Here is a 15636-nt window from a genome sequence, read left to right on the forward strand (position 1 = left end):
ACGCCGCTGCCGGGGGATCGATGCTTCGCATCAAGGGACTGGTGAAGCGCTACCGGACCGGCGATCTGGCGCTCAAAGGCATCGATCTCGAAGTGCCCGACGGTCAGGTGATGGCGCTGATCGGGCCATCCGGCGCGGGCAAATCGACCGTCATCCGCTGCATCAACCGCCTGGTCGAACCGACCGCCGGCACGATCGCGCTCAACGACACCGAGCTCACCAGGCTTGGCAGCGGTGAGCTGCGGCGCGCCCGGCGCCGCATGGGCATGATCTTCCAGGAATACGCACTGGTCGAGCGGCTGAGCGTCATGGAGAACGTGCTGAGCGGCCGGCTCGGGTATGTCGGCTTCTGGCAAAGCTGGTTCCGCAAGTTTCCGCAATCCGACATCGACGAGGCCTTCCGCCTGCTCGCTCGCGTCGGCCTCGACCATATGGCCGACAAGCGCGCCGACGAACTGTCGGGCGGCCAGCGCCAGCGCGTCGGCATCTGCCGGGCGCTGATCCAGAACCCGGAGCTGCTGCTGGTCGACGAGCCCACAGCATCGCTCGATCCGAAGACGTCGCGGCAGATCATGCGTCTGATCAAAGAGCTGTGCGCAGAGCGCAAGCTGTCGGCGATCATCAACATCCACGACGTGATGCTGGCACAGATGTTCGCCGAACGGATCGTGGGATTGCAACTCGGCGAGATCGTCTACGATGGACCGCCTGGAGGCCTCACCGCCGACGTGCTGACGAAAATATATGGCGAAGAGGATTGGTCGGCGACGATCCGCAAGGTCGACGAAGAATCGGAGGGAGAGGAAACAGACGCCGACGGCGCGGCCGCTTCCCTCGAAGCACCGTTGCCGCATCGCGACAGAATGGCCGGGCTGACGTGAGATGACCGACTTAGCCATCGCTCCACGCCGCTGGAAAAGGCCCCCGCTGATCAGGTCGGCGTGGCTGCGCTGGTCGCTCGGACTGGGCGTTGCGCTCTATCTGGCACTGGCCTTCGGCACCACGGAGGTGAACTGGACGCGCGTGTGGGAAGGATTGCCGCGCGGCGCGCGTTTCTTTGCTGCGTTCTTTCCGCCGGATTTCGTCAGCCGCTGGAGCGAGATCGCCGACGGCATCGTGGAAAGCCTCTGGATGACGGTGATCTCCACGGTCATCGGCATTGCGCTGTCGGTGCCGGTCGGCATTGGCGCTGCGAAGAACATCGCGCCGGCGCCGATCTATTACTTTTGCCGCGCCGTGCTCGCGGTGTCGCGCAGCTTCCAGGAGATCATCCTCGCGATCTTCTTCGTCAAGCTGTTCGGTTTCGGGCCGTTCGCCGGCGTGGTGACGCTGTCGGTCGCGACCATCGGCTTCTACGGCAAGCTTCTGGCCGAAGACATCGAGGACATGGACCCGGCACAGGCCGAAGCCGTGCGTGCGACCGGCGCCGGCTGGTTGCAATGGATCAACTATGGCGTCCAGCCGCAGGTCATGCCGCGCATGATCGGCCTCGGCCTCTATCGCTTCGACATCAACTTCCGCGAATCCGCCGTGGTCGGCATCGTCGGCGGCGGCGGCATCGGCGCGACACTCAACACGGCGTTCGACCGTTACGAATATGATTCCGCTGCCGCCATCCTGCTGGTGATCATCGCCATCGTCATGGTGGTCGAATATTCGTCCGGCTATCTGCGGCGCTGGGTGCAGTGATGGCCACTGCGCTGCGCGGTCAAACCAAAGTCTGGCACCGGCGCGAGCGCGGCGCGCAATTCGCCGCGTGGCTCGCCTGGCTCGTCGGGGTCGCGATCTTCGTCTACTGCTGGCGCGAAGTCTCCGACAAGACGATCTGGGAATTCGTCACCGACGCGCCCACGCAGGCTGCCGATCTTGCGGTGCGCATGGTGCCGCCGGACTGGGCCTTCATCCTCAAGCTTGGCAGGCCGATCTGGGAGACGATCAACATCGCCACGTTGGGCACGTTGATGTCGATCGTGGTCGCCGTGCCGGTCGCCTATTGCGCGGCGCGCAACACTACGCCAAGCGTGGCCCTGGTGCGGCCGGTGGCGCTGTTCGTCATCGTTGCCTCGCGCTCGATCAACTCGCTGATCTGGGCGCTGATGCTCGTCACCATCATCGGCCCGGGCGTGCTGGCCGGCATCTTCGCCATCGGGCTGCGCTCGATCGGCTTCGTCGCCAAGCTCCTCTATGAAGCGATCGAAGAGATCGACGAGGGCCAGGTCGAAGCGGTGCGTGCGACGGGCGCGAGCGGCGCACAGGTCACGACCTACGGCGTGGTGCCGCAGGTCATGCCGGCTTTCGCCGGCATCTCGGTGTTTCGTTGGGACATCAACATCCGCGAGTCCACCGTGCTGGGTCTGGTCGGCGCGGGTGGCATCGGCCTGCCGCTCAATGCGGCCATCACCACGCTGTCATGGACGCAGGTGTCGCTGATCCTTTTGGTCATCATCGCGACCGTGATCGTGAGCGAGTGGGTGTCGGCGAAGGTGCGACACGCGATCATCTGATCGCGTGATCTCTTGTTAGGCATGATCTTTTCCGAAAACCGCTTCACACTTTTCGGGATCATGCCCGAGCTCAGGCAAGCCGCTTCCAGAGCACTTCGGCGATGGTGTCGGAGGTCGTCGCCGGGTTGACGTATTTCAACTCTTGCGCGGTCAGCAGCACGATCTTGCGCTCCTGGACCTGGCCCACGACCCGGCCGATCGAGCAGCCGGTAAACGTCATGGTCAAGGCGCCACTTACACGATCGAACGTATAAGTCCCGAAGCCGGCAAAGGTCTTGGCGCCGAACAGCCGCGACTCCGAGCCCGTGATGATCTGCGAGAAATGACCCGCCCCGTCGAACATCAGCATGCCGCGCGGGTTCGCGCCCCAGCGGTCGACGACGCTGCCATCTTTCCGCGTGTTCAACGAGGAGACGAAACTCCAGGTGCCGGGAAGGCGATCCGGCGCCCCCGCGCTTGCGGTGGTCGCGCCTATCGACGGCATCATTGTCGCGGCGCTGCCAAGCAGCGCCATGAAGTCACGTCGTTCCATGGTCGTCCCCAGCAGGGGTCATGTCTTTTTTGATGCCTTCCTGCTTTGCAGGACTTTAGCACAAATTGTGTGCCGGACACCCGAAATCGCACACTGCATGCTACCGCGCCACTGTACGGTAAAAGACTTTTGCTGCTTTGCAGCACTCGACCATCAGGTCGGATTCGCTTTCATCCGCTTGGCAGCGTCCAGCGCCGCGAGCACGATACCTTGATAGCCGGTACAGCGGCAGAGATTGCCCGAAATCGCGACCCGCACCTCGCGCTCGGTCGGGTCGGGATTATCGCGCAGAAACTCCAGTAATGTGGTCAGCATTCCCGGCGTACAGAAGCCACATTGCAGACCGTGATTGTCGCGGAACGCCTCTTGCAGCGGATGCAGTTGATCGGCGCTCGGGGCGATGCCCTCAACGGTGAGAATCTCGTGGCCGTGGGCCTGGACGGCGAGCATCAGGCAGGAGCGCGCCGAGTGGCCATCGATCAGGATCGTGCAGGCGCCGCAAACGCCATGCTCGCATCCAAGATGCGTGCCGGTGAGCCCGAGCTCATAGCGGATGAAGTCGGCGAGCGTGATGCGAACCGGGACTTCTTTTTCGTACTTGGTGCCGTTGACGGTGACGGCGATGGTGCGTTTCTCGGTCATGGTTTTGTTCGAGACTATTCCTTGAGCTTGTTTTTAGGGCCTATCCTTACGGCCTAGTGCGGCTTGTTCCACGGCGCGTTGTCGGCAAGGCCCGCAGCTTTTTCCAACGCGCGGCGCGACAACACGGCAGCGAGATGCTGACGGTACTCGGACGACGCATGGATATCGGCCAGCGCGTCGATGCCGCGGCAGCTCTCGCAGGCCTTGGCGAACAACTCGGAACTCGGCGCCTGGCCGGTGATCGCGGCCTCGACTTCGCTCGCGCGCACTGGCGCGACCGCGACACCGCCGAGCGTCACCGAAGCACGTGTGATCTTGCCGCCTTCGATCATCAGCAGCGCCGCCGCCGACACGATGGCGAAGTCGCCGTGGCGGCGGGCGAACTCGATGAAGGCCGCCTTGTGGCCCACCGGCCAGAGCGGAATGCGGACCGCGGTGACGATCTCGTTCAATTCGATCGCCGGCGTCAGATAGCCTGCCGGAAAATCCGCGAATGCGATCTCGCGCGTGCCGTTTGGCCCGGCGACCGAAACCGTCGCATCATGGGCGGCGCAGACCGTGACCTGCTCGGCCGACGGATCGAGATGGCAGAGCGAGCCACCGATGGTGCCGCGGTTGCGCGTTTGACGATGGCCGGTGTGCTGCAGGCCCTCCCACAGCAGCGGACATTTGGCCTTCACCAAGTCGGAGAACTCGAGATCGCGCTGGCGCGTCATGGCGCCGATCTCAAGCGCGCCGTCCTTTTCCCGGATGTAGGACAGTTCGGCGATCCGGTTCAGGTCGATGACGTGGTCGGGAAGCACGAAGCGGAAATTGAGCATCGGCATCAGCGACTGTCCGCCGGCCAGCAGCTTGGCGTTGTCCAGTGTGCCGAGCAGATTCACCGCTTCGGAGACGGTCTTTGGGTCGTGATATTGAAAGGGAGGTGGCTTCATCTCATTCCTGACGCAGCACGAAATTTGCTTCGTTCGTTGCGGGCGGCGAGTATAGGAAACCCCTGCGAGAGTGAGCAACCCATGCGGTCTGGATTGGCGTTATGCGGCCTTTTGATGTTCCTGGCGGCAGAACAGCCCGCTCGCGCGCAGTCCGCGGCTGATTTCTATCGCGGCCGCACCGTCACGCTTCTGGTCGGCTACAGCACCGGCGGCGGCTACGACACCTATGCGCGCATTCTCGCCCGGCACATGGGCCGCCACATTCCCGGCAATCCAACCATCGTGGTGCAGAACGCGCCCGGCGCGGGCTCGATGCGCGCCGCCAACACGCTCTACAATGTCGCGCCGAAGGACGGCTCGACCTTCGGCATGTTCGGCCGCGGCATCGCGCTTGAACCCTTGATCGGCACCAGTCCGGCACAGTTCGAAGCCACCAAATTCACCTGGCTCGGCAGCGGCGCCGACGAAGCCGCCGTGGTCGTGATCCGCTCGGAGGCCGGCATCAAGAGCTGGAGCGACATGGTCTCGAAGCCGTTCACGGTTGGCGGCGAAGGCACCGGCTCCGATCCCGACGTCTATGCGCTGATGCTCCGGAACGTGTTCGGCGTGAAGCTCAAACTCGTCAGCGGATATCCGGGCACCACCGAGATGGCGCTGGCGATCGAGCGTGGAGAGGTCGACGGCCGGGCGAGCTGGTCGTGGTCGAGTCTGAAGTCGCTGAAGCCCGACTGGCTCACGCAGAAGAAGATCGTGACGCCGGTCCAGCTCAATCTCGCGAAAAGCGCTGACCTGCCCGACGTGCCGCTGCTCGGCGAATTCGCGACCACGGAGCGGCAGCGGCAGATCATGAGGCTGGTGCTCAGTCGCCAGACCATGGGTCGGCCTTTCACCGCGCCGCCCGGCATTCCCGCGGATCGCGCCGCGGCGTTGCGCGCGGCGTTCGACGAGACCATGCAGGATCCCGAATTCCTCGCCGAAGCGAAGGGGCGCGGCCAGGAGGTCAATCCCGTCAGCGGGGCCGCGATCGACAAGCTCTTGGCGGAACTCTACGCCACGCCAAAGGACGTGACCGAGGAGACCAAGCGCGCCATTTCGGGGCAATAATACCGCCTGCTCCGTCATTCCGGGGCGCGCCGAAAGGCGCGAACCCGGAATCCAGACGAGAATTCGATGCTTGGTACTGGATTCCGGATCGCTGCTTCGCAGCGTCCGGAATGACCGTGGCGAGCATGCTGGCGCCAAAAAAAGCCCGCAAAAATTATTTTGAAGACCGTGTCGATTCCAGACCTCGCCGTTCGCCGTGACGTCAGAGAGCGGGTTTGATATCCGGGCACGACGCCCGGAGACCGGCCTCCCACGAAAGGAACAGCCCATGCGTTTCATGGTCATCGTCAAGGCAAGCAAGGATTCCGAAGCCGGCAAGATGCCGTCCGAAGAGATGCTCGGCGCCATGGCGAAATTCAACGAAGAGATGGTCAAGGCCGGCATCATGCTCGACGGCAACGGCCTGCAGCCGAGTTCCAAGGGCGCGCGCATCCGCTTTTCCGGCAAGAACCGCACCGTGATCGACGGGCCGTTCGCCGAGACCAAGGAGCTGGTGGCGGGCTACTGGATCATCCAGGTCAAGTCCAAGGAAGAAGCCATCGAGTGGATGAAGCGCTGTCCCAACCCGCACGAGGAGGACGGCTACATCGAGATCCGGCAGGTCTTTGAGATGGAGGATTTTGCCCCGGGCCCCGCGGTCGACCACCATCTCGCCATCAAGGCCGAACTGGAAAAGCAGAAGAAGTAAGGCGCCACATGGTCCGGCTTGCCCCGGCGGAATGAGAATGGTGTGATCGGTGGCCGTGACGGCCACCGATATCCACAGAACGATCCAAGCGGTCTTCCGAATCGAACAGGCGAAGCTCATTGCGGGCCTCGCGCGGATCACGCGCGACGTGGGGCTCGCCGAGGAGCTGGCGCAGGACGCTTTGGTCGCAGCCCTCGAAGAATGGCCGCGCACCGGCATACCCGACAAACCCGGCGCGTGGCTGACCGCTGCCGCCAGGCACCGCGCGATCGACCACTTTCGGAGGATGCGTCTCGCGGAGCGCAAGCACGACGAGATCGGCCACGAACAGCAAAGTCTGGAGCGCGACATGCCGGACTTGGATTCGGCGCTCGACGACGACATTGGCGACGACCTGTTGCGGCTGATCTTCACCGCCTGCCATCCGGTGCTGTCGCCCGAGGCGCGGGCCGCACTGACGCTCCGGCTTGTAGGCGGCCTCACCACCGACGAGATCGCGCGGGCCTATCTCGTCGCCGAGCCCACCATCGCGCAGCGCATCGTGCGCGCCAAGCGGACATTGTCCGAGGCGGGCGTGCCGTTTGAGGTGCCGCATGGCGCCGACCGCGGCGAACGGCTCGCTTCGGTGCTCGACGTGATCTACCTGATCTTCAACGAAGGCTACGCGGCGACCGCGGGCGAGGACTGGATGCGGCCGGCGCTGTCCGAGGAAGCGCTGCGGCTCGGCCGCATTCTTGCCGGGCTCGCACCGCTCGAACCCGAGGTTCACGGCCTCGTGGCGCTGATGGAGATCGCGGCGTCGCGCTTTGGCGCGCGGACGGGCCCGGACGGTGAGCCGATCCTGCTGCTCGATCAGAACCGCGCGCGCTGGGATCAGCTTTTGATCCGGCGCGGACTTGCAGCCTTGGCGCTCGCCGAATCGCTCGGCGGCGAGCCGGAGCCTTACCAATTGCAGGCCGCAATCGCTGCATGTCATGCGCGGGCGCGCGTTGCCCGGGATACCGACTGGCCGCGGATCGTCGCGCTTTACGGCGCGCTCGCCGAGCTGGTGCCTTCGCCGGTGATCGAACTGAATCGCGCCGTGGCGGTCGGCATGGCGTCCGGCCCCGCTGCCGGACTCGAACTGGTCGATGCGTTGAGCGCCGAGCCCGCACTGAAGTCCTATCACCTGCTTCCGAGCGTGCGCGGCGATCTCCTCGTGAAGCTCGGCCGCCATGCCGAAGCGCGCGCCGAGTTCGAGCGCGCGGCACAGCTCACGCGCAACGAACGCGAGCGCAAACTGTTGCTGGCAAGGGCGGCTGAGGCGTCAGCGAATTGAATCTGTGGTAGACTTTTCGTGGGAGCCGTTCCATGTCGCGCGTGCAACGCCGTGTGCAGAAGATCGCTGCCGTAGGGGGCGCCCTCGTCCTCCTGATCTCTTTATCGGTCGGCGACAGCGTGGCTGCACAAAGGCGGACCAAGCTGCCGGCCGCACAGACCGGCCGCGGGCCGGGCTGCTTCGATACCTGCTCCGCCCAATGCACGGCCACAGGAAACAGCAATGGAAGTTGCTCGCGAATCTGCTACGCCCGATGCAGCGGCGTGCAAGGCGACATTGAAAATCGATTCTGAGCGGCGCTGAGTCGACCGGCTCCGTCAGTATTGCCCTTCCAGTGGCAAGCCGAAGGTGAACTGACCGTACATCGACATGACAGCGTCGAAGTTGAGGCTGATGTGGTGGTTGACCGCGGCCACGTCGCGCCAGGCGCGCTGCAGCGGATGACCGTGTTGCAGGCAGCGGCCGCCGGCGGCGTCGAAGATCAGGTCGACCGCCGTCTTGGCCTCCTGCGCGATGAAAGATTGGGTGCGCCGGGCCAGTAGCCGCGTCGCCATCGATTGTTTGCCGTCCTGCCTGACCTCGCGCTCGGCAACGTCCACCACGTGCTGCGCCGACAGCCGGCACGCGTCGATGCGCGCGGCCGCCTCGCCGACGCGTTTCTGGATGGTCTGGAAGTCGGCGATCCGCTTGCCGCCGAGCACCACCGCGCCGTGCGTCTGACGCACTTTGTTTTCGTCAATGAACCGCTCCAAGGCTCCGGCGGCCGCCGCGACCGCGGGCATGGCCAAGGCGAAGGGCACCTCGGTCAAAAGCGACACGCGATAGAGCGGGTTTTTGTTCGATTCCGCGCCCGGCGCGGTGCTGCCGACGGCATCGGAGAAACGCAGAACCCTGTGAGCTGGCACAAACGCATTGTCGACGAGGACATCGTAACTGCCGGTCCCGGCGAGGCCGACAGGACGCCAGCTCTCCCAATCGATCTTGTAATCGGCCTTCGGCACCAGCGTGAAAGCCGGGACCGGCTTGCCTTCGGGCCCGACCGGCAGCATCGCGCCGCAGAGATTCCATGCGGCGCCGGGCGAGCCCGAGGAAAACGGAAATCGTCCTGACAGCCGGTAGCCGCCCTCTACCACCGTCGCCTTGCCGATCGGCGCGTAGGAGCCGGAGATGAAGGCGTCCGGGTTCCCGGACCACATCTCGTCCTGCGCCTGTTTCGGAAACAATCCGCCGAGCCAGCTATGCGCCATGTAGAGACCGCACACCCAGGCCGATGAGGCGCAGACCTTGCCGATCACGAAACTGGTCTCAAGCATGGCTGAGAAGCCCATTTCGTGCCCGCCATAGGCTGCCGGCAGCAGAGTCTTATGCAGGCCGGTCTCGCGAAACAGCCCAACGGCTTCGTCCGACACCCGGCAATTGGCCTCGCATTGCGCCGCACGCTCGGCGAACCCGGCGACCAGGGCATGTCCGCGGGCGATCAGATCTTCGTAAGCCGGGGCTTTGACGGCATGACCGGAAACGGTCGCAATGCTCATGGCTCGTGTCCTCGATGGCGTGGGTCACTATAACAGTGCCACGCAACCCGGAACGCGAGGATTTGGAGGTCGCCTTTACCGGCCGAGCATTTCCGGTTCGGCCGGAGCTTCGTCCTGAGCGGTCTCGTGCGACGGGTCGATCTCGGCCGGCGGCGCCTCGACCACCTCTGGCAGCGGCGGTCGCATCTCGTCGCGCGCTGCATGCACGGCGCGGATGATGCCCTGATAGCCGGTGCAACGGCAAAGGTTCGACGACAGGACCTCGATCAGCTCCTCGTCAGTGATGTGCGGGTTCTTTTCCAACGCGCTCGCAGTCAGCATCAGGAAGCCCGGCGTGCAGAAGCCGCATTGCAGGCCGTGATGCGTCATGAAGGCGCGCTGCAACGGATGCAGCACGCCGTTCTTGGCGAGCCCCTCGACGGTGCGGATCGGCTTGCCCTGGGCCTGCACCGCGAACATCAGACAGGCGCGCACCGCCTCGCCGCCGACAATCACCGTGCAGGCGCCGCAGAAGCCATGCTCGCAGCCGATATGCGTGCCGGTGAGTCCGCAGTCGTCCCGGATGGTGTCGACCAGCGTCTTGCGCGACTCGACGCGCACCGCGTGGTCGCGGCCGTTGATGTTCAGCGTGAGGTCGAGCTTGTCATTCATGCTTGGCTTCAGTTCTTACCGCATAACGCGCTCTCGTGTCCCGGACGCGGTGCAGCGCGTAGCGTAAGCGAAGCGGTGCACCGCTGATCCGGGACCCCGGTTTCTTTCTTGGCAAGGATAGCAACCGGGGTCCCGGGTCTGCAGCGCATCACTTCGTGCTGCGCTGCGCCCGGGACACGAGAGCTGTTGTGCCGAAAATACATCGCCTTACTTCGGCAGGAACGCGCCGAACTTGCCGCGGACCAGCTCCTCGACCTCGTTACTGGCGCGCACCACGATCGGGAAGGTGTCGCGCCGGCTGAACGGCTTGCAGGCATCGATGACGACGCGGGCGTTGCGCGGATCGGTTTCCGAATAGGCCATCGGATCAAGCGCCGACGACCAGCAGCCGCGCAGGATTTCCATGCCCTCGCGCGGATCGCAACGCGTGCACATCGCCCAGATCACCTTGTCCATGTTGGCGGGGTCGATGTCCTCGTCCACCACCACGACGAAACGGTTCACATAGGCGCCGGCGTGGCACTGCGACGCAATGAGGCCGGCCTGCTTGGCGTGGCCGGCATACATCTGCTTGATCGATACCGTGAGCCAGAGCCGGCTGCCGCCGGCGGCATGCGACCACACGCCCCGCACCTCCGGCACGCCCGCGGCTTCGAGCTGATTCCACACCGCGCCCGAGCGATACGAGCCGCGATAGAACGAGTCGTCATCGGGCGGAATGCCGGGGATCGCGCCGAGCAGGATCGGATCGTCGCGATACATCATCGTTTCGATGCGGATCCGCGGCTCCTTCTTCAGACCGCCGGCGTAGTAGCCGGTCCACTCGCCGAGCGGGCCCTCGTCGATCTTGTCGTTGGGATGGATGAAGCCCTCGAAGGCGATCTCGGCATGCGCCGGGATCGGAAGCCCCGTCTTCGGGCCCTTGATCACCTGCACGGGCTCGCCGAGCAGACCGCCGGCCGCGTCGTATTCGTTCTTGCCGTGTGGGATTTCCAGGCCCGCGATCATGAACAGCGCCGGGTGCATGCCGCACACCACCGCAACCGGGCACGGCTGGCCGCGCTCGTGATACTTCTTCTGGATCATGTCGCCGTGCTTGCCCTTGGAGCACATCACGGTGGCGACGTTCTTGTCGTGAGCCTGCACGCGGTAGGCGCCGTAGTTGATCCAGCCGGTGTCCGGATCGCGCATGATCACCATGTCACCGGTGCCGATGTAGTAGCCGCCGTCGTGCTCGTGCCAGCGCGGCACCGGAATCTTGAACAGGTCGATATCGTCGCCGGTCTTGACGTTCTCGAGGAGCGCGCCGCTCGCGACCTCCACCGGCGGAATGGTCTTGGCGTCCTTCATGTACTTGCGCCAATGCCGGACCAGCTCGATCTCGGTGCCGTCGGCCGGATTGCCCATCGTCATGTTGATGCGGCGGATGGAAGTCAGAAGGTTCGCGAGGATGCGATGGCCCTTCGGATAGCCCGGGATGTTGTCGAACAGCACCAGCGGATTGCCGATCTTGCGCTGGAAGATGTCGACGATGCCGCCGATCTCGCGCTCCCGCTCGGCGCCGTCGATATGCGTCACCTCGCCGGCGGCCTCCATCTCGGCGAGCCAGGCACGGAGGTCCTGTTTCGGAGCGTTGGATTTGGCGGCAGCGGTGCGCGGATCGACGTTGGTGTTCATGACGATGGTCCAGTTCCGGAGAAGCAGGGAGTATAACGCATCGTCTCGCTATCGCACTAAGAAGCTAGCGAAAAGCTCCGACGTCATTCCGGGGCGCACGCGCAGCGTGCGAACCCGGAATCCAGATGAACAGGCAGTCCCGATTTGACTGAATTCCGGGTTCGCGCCTTCGGCGCGCCCCGGAATGACCGAAGCTAACGGAGCGCAAAACGCCGCGTGGCGATCTTTCTCTTCTCGTTCCACACTTCGGCACGCCACGTGCCTTTGACGATCTGTTCTTCGCTGCGGAACTCGAACGTCTTCGAAATCTCGTCGCCCAGCTTCGCTGTGCCGTCCTCGACGATCTCACGCGAGAACTTGCCGGTCTTGGGGTCCTTGATGCCGGGCCGTGGCGTCCGCCACACGATGCGCATCGCGACCTCGGCGCCCTTCGGCTCGCCGACCGGGCGGAACACCATGGTGAATTTGGTGCCAACCTTCACGCCGGTCCGGAGCATGGTGCGGGTGAAGAATTTCTCACGGAACTTGCCGCGCTTCACCTTTTCGCCGGGGCCATCAAAGCTCGCCGAAACCATGTCGACATATTCGATGTGCGGCACGGACTTCTCCGGCGCCGCCGTTTCGGTTTTCGACTGCGCCTGCGCCTGACTGGCCAATGCCAGCACTGCCGCACAGATAAAAGCTGCGCGGATCAAGCTTCCAGATGTCATCAAATGCTCCTGCCCCGATGGGCCATTAATGCTTGCCGTCGATGATCGCCTTCAAGCGTTGCGGCGTTACCGGCAATTCGGTGATCGCCCCCGGAATTCCAATAGCATCGTCGATGGCCGATGCAATCGCACCGCCGACCGCATTCACACCGCTCTCGCCCGCGCCTTTGATCCCTAACGGATTCAACGGGGTCGGGTGATCCTCCATCAGGAGGATTTCGATGTCCGGCACCTCTTTCACCGTCGGCAGCAGATAATCGCCGAAGGTGGAGGACAGCGGATCGCCGCGCTGGTTGTAGGTGAACTCTTCCATCAGCGCGCCGCCCAGGCCTTGGGCAAAGCCGCCGGCGATCTGACCTTTGACCAGCATGGGGTTGAGCGCACGGCCGACGTCGTAGCTGACCAGATAGCGCAGGACCTTCACGCCACCGGTATCCGGATCGACCTTCACCACGGCAAGATGATTGCCGTAGGGATAGACTTGGTGCTCCGTATAAAACCAGCCGTCGGACGAGAGCCCGGGTTCGCGGTCGCCTCGGACCTTGGAACTGGGCCCGAGTGCAGCCGCGATCTGACCGAGTGACACCGAGGGCCCGCTCTTCCTTCCGGCGATCACCACCTCGCCGTTGACGATGTCGAGCGTGTCGGCCGGCGACTGCAGCAGCTCGGCCGCCATGTCGAGCGCTTTCTTGCGCACGTTGAGCGCCGCGACGCGGGTCGCGGACGCCGTCATCACCGTGGCACGCGAGGCGTGCGCACCGATGCCGTGCTCGATGCGATTGGTCTGGCCGTGGATGACACGCATCTTCTTGTAGTCGGTGCCGAGGAATTCGGCCGCGACCTGCGCCATCACGGTCTCGAAGCCCTGCCCGATCGACGCGCCGCCGGTGATGACCTCGACGAAACCCGACGTATCGACCTGGATGCGCACGCCGTCAGCCGGACCGAGACCCGACTTCTCGACGAACATCGCGAGGCCGACGCCGACCATCTCGCCTTTGGCGCGACGCGCGGCAAGCTCCCGGTTGAGTTTCGGCCACTCCACATACGCGAGCGTGGCGTCGAGCAGCTTGTGGTAGTCGCCCGAGTCGAAATGGATCTCTTCGCCGAGCGCCTCGAGCGGCCGCTTGAACGGCATCTCCTCGACCGTGACGGCATTCCTGCGACGCACATGGATCGGATCGAGCCGCAACTGATGCGCAATGGCGTCGACCAGGCGCTCGCGCACGAAGGTGGTCTCGAAGCGTCCCGGCGCGCGATAGGTCGCGGCCGGCGTCTTGTTGGTCAGGCGGAAATGGCACGTCGCCCGGTAGGCGCCGGGCACGCGATAGGGCCCCGGCAGGATGCCGCAGGTCATCATCGCGACGCGCGTCGCGTGCGTGCGCACATAGGCGCCGTTGTCGTGGAAGATCTCGTCGTCGATGGCGAGGATCTCGCCCTCGTCCGTGACCGCCGCGCGAATGTGATGATGCTGGTTGCGCGAATGGTTGGCGGCGATCAGATGCTCGCGCCGGTCTTCGATCCATTTCACCGGCCGCTCGAAGCGGATCGCCGCGACGCAGACCAGGATGTCCTCGGGATAGATTTCGCCACGGATGCCGAAGCCGCCGCCGACATGAGCTTCGAAACATTGCACCGAGGACGGCGCGCGATTGAGCATGCGCGCGATCAGCTCTTTGTTCCGGTGCGGCACCTTCGCTGCGCCATGCAGCTCAACGACGTCGCGTGACGCGTCGTAATTCCCGATGGCGCCGCGCGTCTCCAGCGGCACGCCGGAGTGCCGGCCGCTGGTGAGCTTCAATTCGACAATATGTGGCGCGGCCCCGAACACCGCTTCGACGTCGCCATACCCCTGATGCAGGATGTCGGCTTCGGTGTCGCGGGCGAACGAGAACTCGCCGGGCTCGTCGCGGGCATCGAGCAGCGCCGGCAGCTCTTCGACTTCCATGGTGACGAGGTCGCCGGCGTCCTCGGCCACATAAGGATCCTCGGCGAACACCACGGCGATCGGCTCGCCGACATAGCGCACCTTGTGTTGCGCCAGCACCGGCTGGCGATAGGGCGCGAGTTTCTCGATCGAACCTTCGCGGAAATCAATCGGCGGCACATCGGCAATGTCGTCTGCGGTCCACACCGCGACCACGCCCGGCACATCGCGCGCCGCATCGGTGTAGATCGATTTGATGTTGGCGTGGGCGTGGTTGGAGCGCACCACGCGCATGTGAAGCTGGCGCGCGAAGTTGATATCCGCGGCAAAGCGACCGCGCCCGGTGACCAGCGGCGGGTCTTCGACGCGCTCGACCGGCTTTCCGATCCAGACGGAGGGACGTGGCGCGTCGTTCATTCGTCGGTCTCTGCCGGGTTGGCGTTCTGCAGCGCACGGATCACCATGGTGCGCACGATGCCGAGCCGATAGTCGGCGCTGATGTTGTCATCTTCGAGCGGGTCGATGGCCTTGGCGGCGGCGTGGGCCGCCGCCTGGAAGGTGCCGAGGTTCGGCGGCCGGCCGATCAGGGCACGCTCGGCCTCGATGATGCGTCGCGGCGCGGCCTCGGCGCCGCCGACCGCAATCCGCATGTCGCTCATGATGCCGCCCTTGAGCCGGTAGCTCGCGACCGCCATCGCAATTCCGTAATCGCCGCCACGGCGGCTGAACTCGGCGAAGCCCGCGTAGGTATCCTGCGACAGGATCGGCAGCCGCACCTCGGTGAGGAGTTCGTCCTCGCGCAGCGCCGTGGTCATGATGCTCTGGAAGAAATCGCGCGCCGGAATGAGCCGCGCCCCGCCCTTCTTGCTCTCGGCCAGCATGTCGGCATCGAGCGCGGCGGCGACCGTGCACCATTCCGACGCCGGGTCGGCATGCGCGATGCTGCCGCAGAAGGTGCCGCGGGTGCGGATGGGCTGGTGGGCGATGTGCTTGACGACCTCGGACAGGAGCCGACCGAGTGGACCGTCATCGATCGGCTTTTCGAACGCCGAATGGCGCGTGCCCGCGCCGATGTGCAGCTTGCCGTCCTTGATTTCGAGATAGTTCAGCTCGCTGACGCCGTTGATGTCGACGAGATGCTTGGGTTTCGCCAACCGGAACGCCATGGTCGGCACGAGGCTCTGGCCGCCGGCGATCACACGGCCGTCGTCATCGGCAAATTCGGCCAGCAGCGCGAGGGTTTCGTCGACGGTCTTGGGGGCGTGATACTGGAACGGGGCGGGCTTCATAATAAGGACTGTCGATCCCCGTTGGGCTTGCCTCAATGCAAAACGAAGGCGGGAGCATAGGGCCGAGCTTCGGGCGCTTCAATGCTTTGAAAGCGCGGGCATTTTTCGGCCATCCGGCACGGAT

Annotated in this window: 15 protein-coding genes; 6 read left to right on the forward strand and 9 right to left on the reverse strand. The window is 64.6% G+C overall.

Annotated elements, in window-relative coordinates:
• The first annotated feature begins 20 nt into the window (after positions 1-20).
• The 3 genes from phnC to phnE (RHPLAN_RS35030) are packed head-to-tail and all read left to right on the forward strand — an operon-like array spanning position 21 to position 2504.
• Positions 21-881 carry a phosphonate ABC transporter ATP-binding protein gene (gene phnC / locus RHPLAN_RS35020; RefSeq protein ID WP_068028707.1) on the forward strand — a complete coding sequence of 287 codons (861 nt, stop codon included), beginning with the start codon at positions 21-23 and terminating at the stop codon, positions 879-881.
• Position 882: 1 nt separating this feature from the next.
• Positions 883-1689, forward strand: coding sequence for a phosphonate ABC transporter, permease protein PhnE (gene phnE, locus RHPLAN_RS35025; RefSeq protein WP_068028711.1), 807 nt, complete (start codon positions 883-885; stop codon positions 1687-1689).
• Positions 1689-2504: a phosphonate ABC transporter, permease protein PhnE gene (gene phnE, locus RHPLAN_RS35030; RefSeq protein WP_068028713.1), complete on the forward strand. Its 816-nt coding sequence runs from the start codon at positions 1689-1691 to the stop codon at positions 2502-2504. Before phnE (RHPLAN_RS35025) ends, phnE (RHPLAN_RS35030) begins: the two co-directional genes overlap by 1 nt.
• 70 nt (positions 2505-2574) lie before the next feature.
• On the opposite strand, the gene RHPLAN_RS35035 is transcribed toward phnE (RHPLAN_RS35030), so the two are convergent.
• The 3 genes from RHPLAN_RS35035 to RHPLAN_RS35045 form a co-directional block, all read right to left on the reverse strand.
• Complete coding sequence (locus RHPLAN_RS35035) at positions 2575-3036, reverse strand: lipocalin-like domain-containing protein (protein WP_084246196.1); 462 nt, start codon at positions 3034-3036, stop codon at positions 2575-2577.
• A 153-nt stretch (positions 3037-3189) separates the two neighbouring features.
• Positions 3190-3678, reverse strand: coding sequence for a (2Fe-2S)-binding protein (locus RHPLAN_RS35040; RefSeq protein ID WP_068028717.1), 489 nt, complete (start codon positions 3676-3678; stop codon positions 3190-3192).
• A 53-nt stretch (positions 3679-3731) separates the two neighbouring features.
• The gene (locus RHPLAN_RS35045) at positions 3732-4613 is read right to left on the reverse strand and encodes an FAD binding domain-containing protein (protein ID WP_068028720.1); all 882 of its coding nucleotides are present in this window, start codon (positions 4611-4613) and stop codon (positions 3732-3734) included.
• A gap of 81 nt (positions 4614-4694) precedes the next feature.
• Here RHPLAN_RS35045 and RHPLAN_RS35050 point away from each other — a divergent pair, with 81 nt between their 5' ends.
• From RHPLAN_RS35050 to RHPLAN_RS35060, 3 genes are all read left to right on the forward strand, one after another.
• A complete protein-coding gene (locus RHPLAN_RS35050; protein WP_157100683.1) occupies positions 4695-5717 on the forward strand; it encodes a Bug family tripartite tricarboxylate transporter substrate binding protein in 1023 nt (340 codons plus the stop codon).
• A gap of 268 nt (positions 5718-5985) precedes the next feature.
• Positions 5986-6405 (forward strand): YciI family protein, encoded by a 420-nt coding sequence (locus tag RHPLAN_RS35055; protein WP_068028726.1) that lies wholly within the window; start codon positions 5986-5988, stop codon positions 6403-6405.
• Positions 6406-6460: 55 nt separating this feature from the next.
• Positions 6461-7723 carry an RNA polymerase sigma factor gene (locus RHPLAN_RS35060; protein ID WP_068032321.1) on the forward strand — a complete coding sequence of 421 codons (1263 nt, stop codon included), beginning with the start codon at positions 6461-6463 and terminating at the stop codon, positions 7721-7723.
• Between the two features lie 317 nt (positions 7724-8040).
• Here the strand turns inward: RHPLAN_RS35060 and RHPLAN_RS35065 are convergent, their stop codons facing one another.
• The 6 genes from RHPLAN_RS35065 to RHPLAN_RS35090 all read right to left on the reverse strand — a co-directional run bounded on the left by RHPLAN_RS35065 (position 8041) and on the right by RHPLAN_RS35090 (position 15512).
• A complete protein-coding gene (locus RHPLAN_RS35065; RefSeq protein ID WP_068028728.1) occupies positions 8041-9258 on the reverse strand; it encodes an acyl-CoA dehydrogenase family protein in 1218 nt (405 codons plus the stop codon).
• A 75-nt stretch (positions 9259-9333) separates the two neighbouring features.
• The gene (locus RHPLAN_RS35070) at positions 9334-9909 is read right to left on the reverse strand and encodes a (2Fe-2S)-binding protein (protein WP_068028731.1); all 576 of its coding nucleotides are present in this window, start codon (positions 9907-9909) and stop codon (positions 9334-9336) included.
• 207 nt (positions 9910-10116) lie between these two features.
• Positions 10117-11586, reverse strand: coding sequence for a UbiD family decarboxylase (locus tag RHPLAN_RS35075; protein ID WP_068028734.1), 1470 nt, complete (start codon positions 11584-11586; stop codon positions 10117-10119).
• Positions 11587-11780: 194 nt separating this feature from the next.
• A complete protein-coding gene (locus RHPLAN_RS35080; protein WP_084246198.1) occupies positions 11781-12296 on the reverse strand; it encodes a DUF3859 domain-containing protein in 516 nt (171 codons plus the stop codon).
• 25 nt (positions 12297-12321) lie between these two features.
• Positions 12322-14640, reverse strand: a complete 2319-nt coding sequence (locus RHPLAN_RS35085) for a xanthine dehydrogenase family protein molybdopterin-binding subunit (RefSeq protein ID WP_084246200.1) — start codon at positions 14638-14640, stop codon at positions 12322-12324.
• On the reverse strand, positions 14637-15512 hold the full coding sequence (locus RHPLAN_RS35090; RefSeq protein ID WP_068028747.1) for an FAD binding domain-containing protein: 876 nt from the start codon (positions 15510-15512) through the stop codon (positions 14637-14639). The genes RHPLAN_RS35085 and RHPLAN_RS35090 overlap by 4 nt, the downstream gene beginning before the upstream one ends.
• Positions 15513-15636 lie beyond the last annotated feature (124 nt).

This window comes from Rhodoplanes sp. Z2-YC6860 (assembly GCF_001579845.1).
Lineage (GTDB): Bacteria > Pseudomonadota > Alphaproteobacteria > Rhizobiales > Xanthobacteraceae > Z2-YC6860.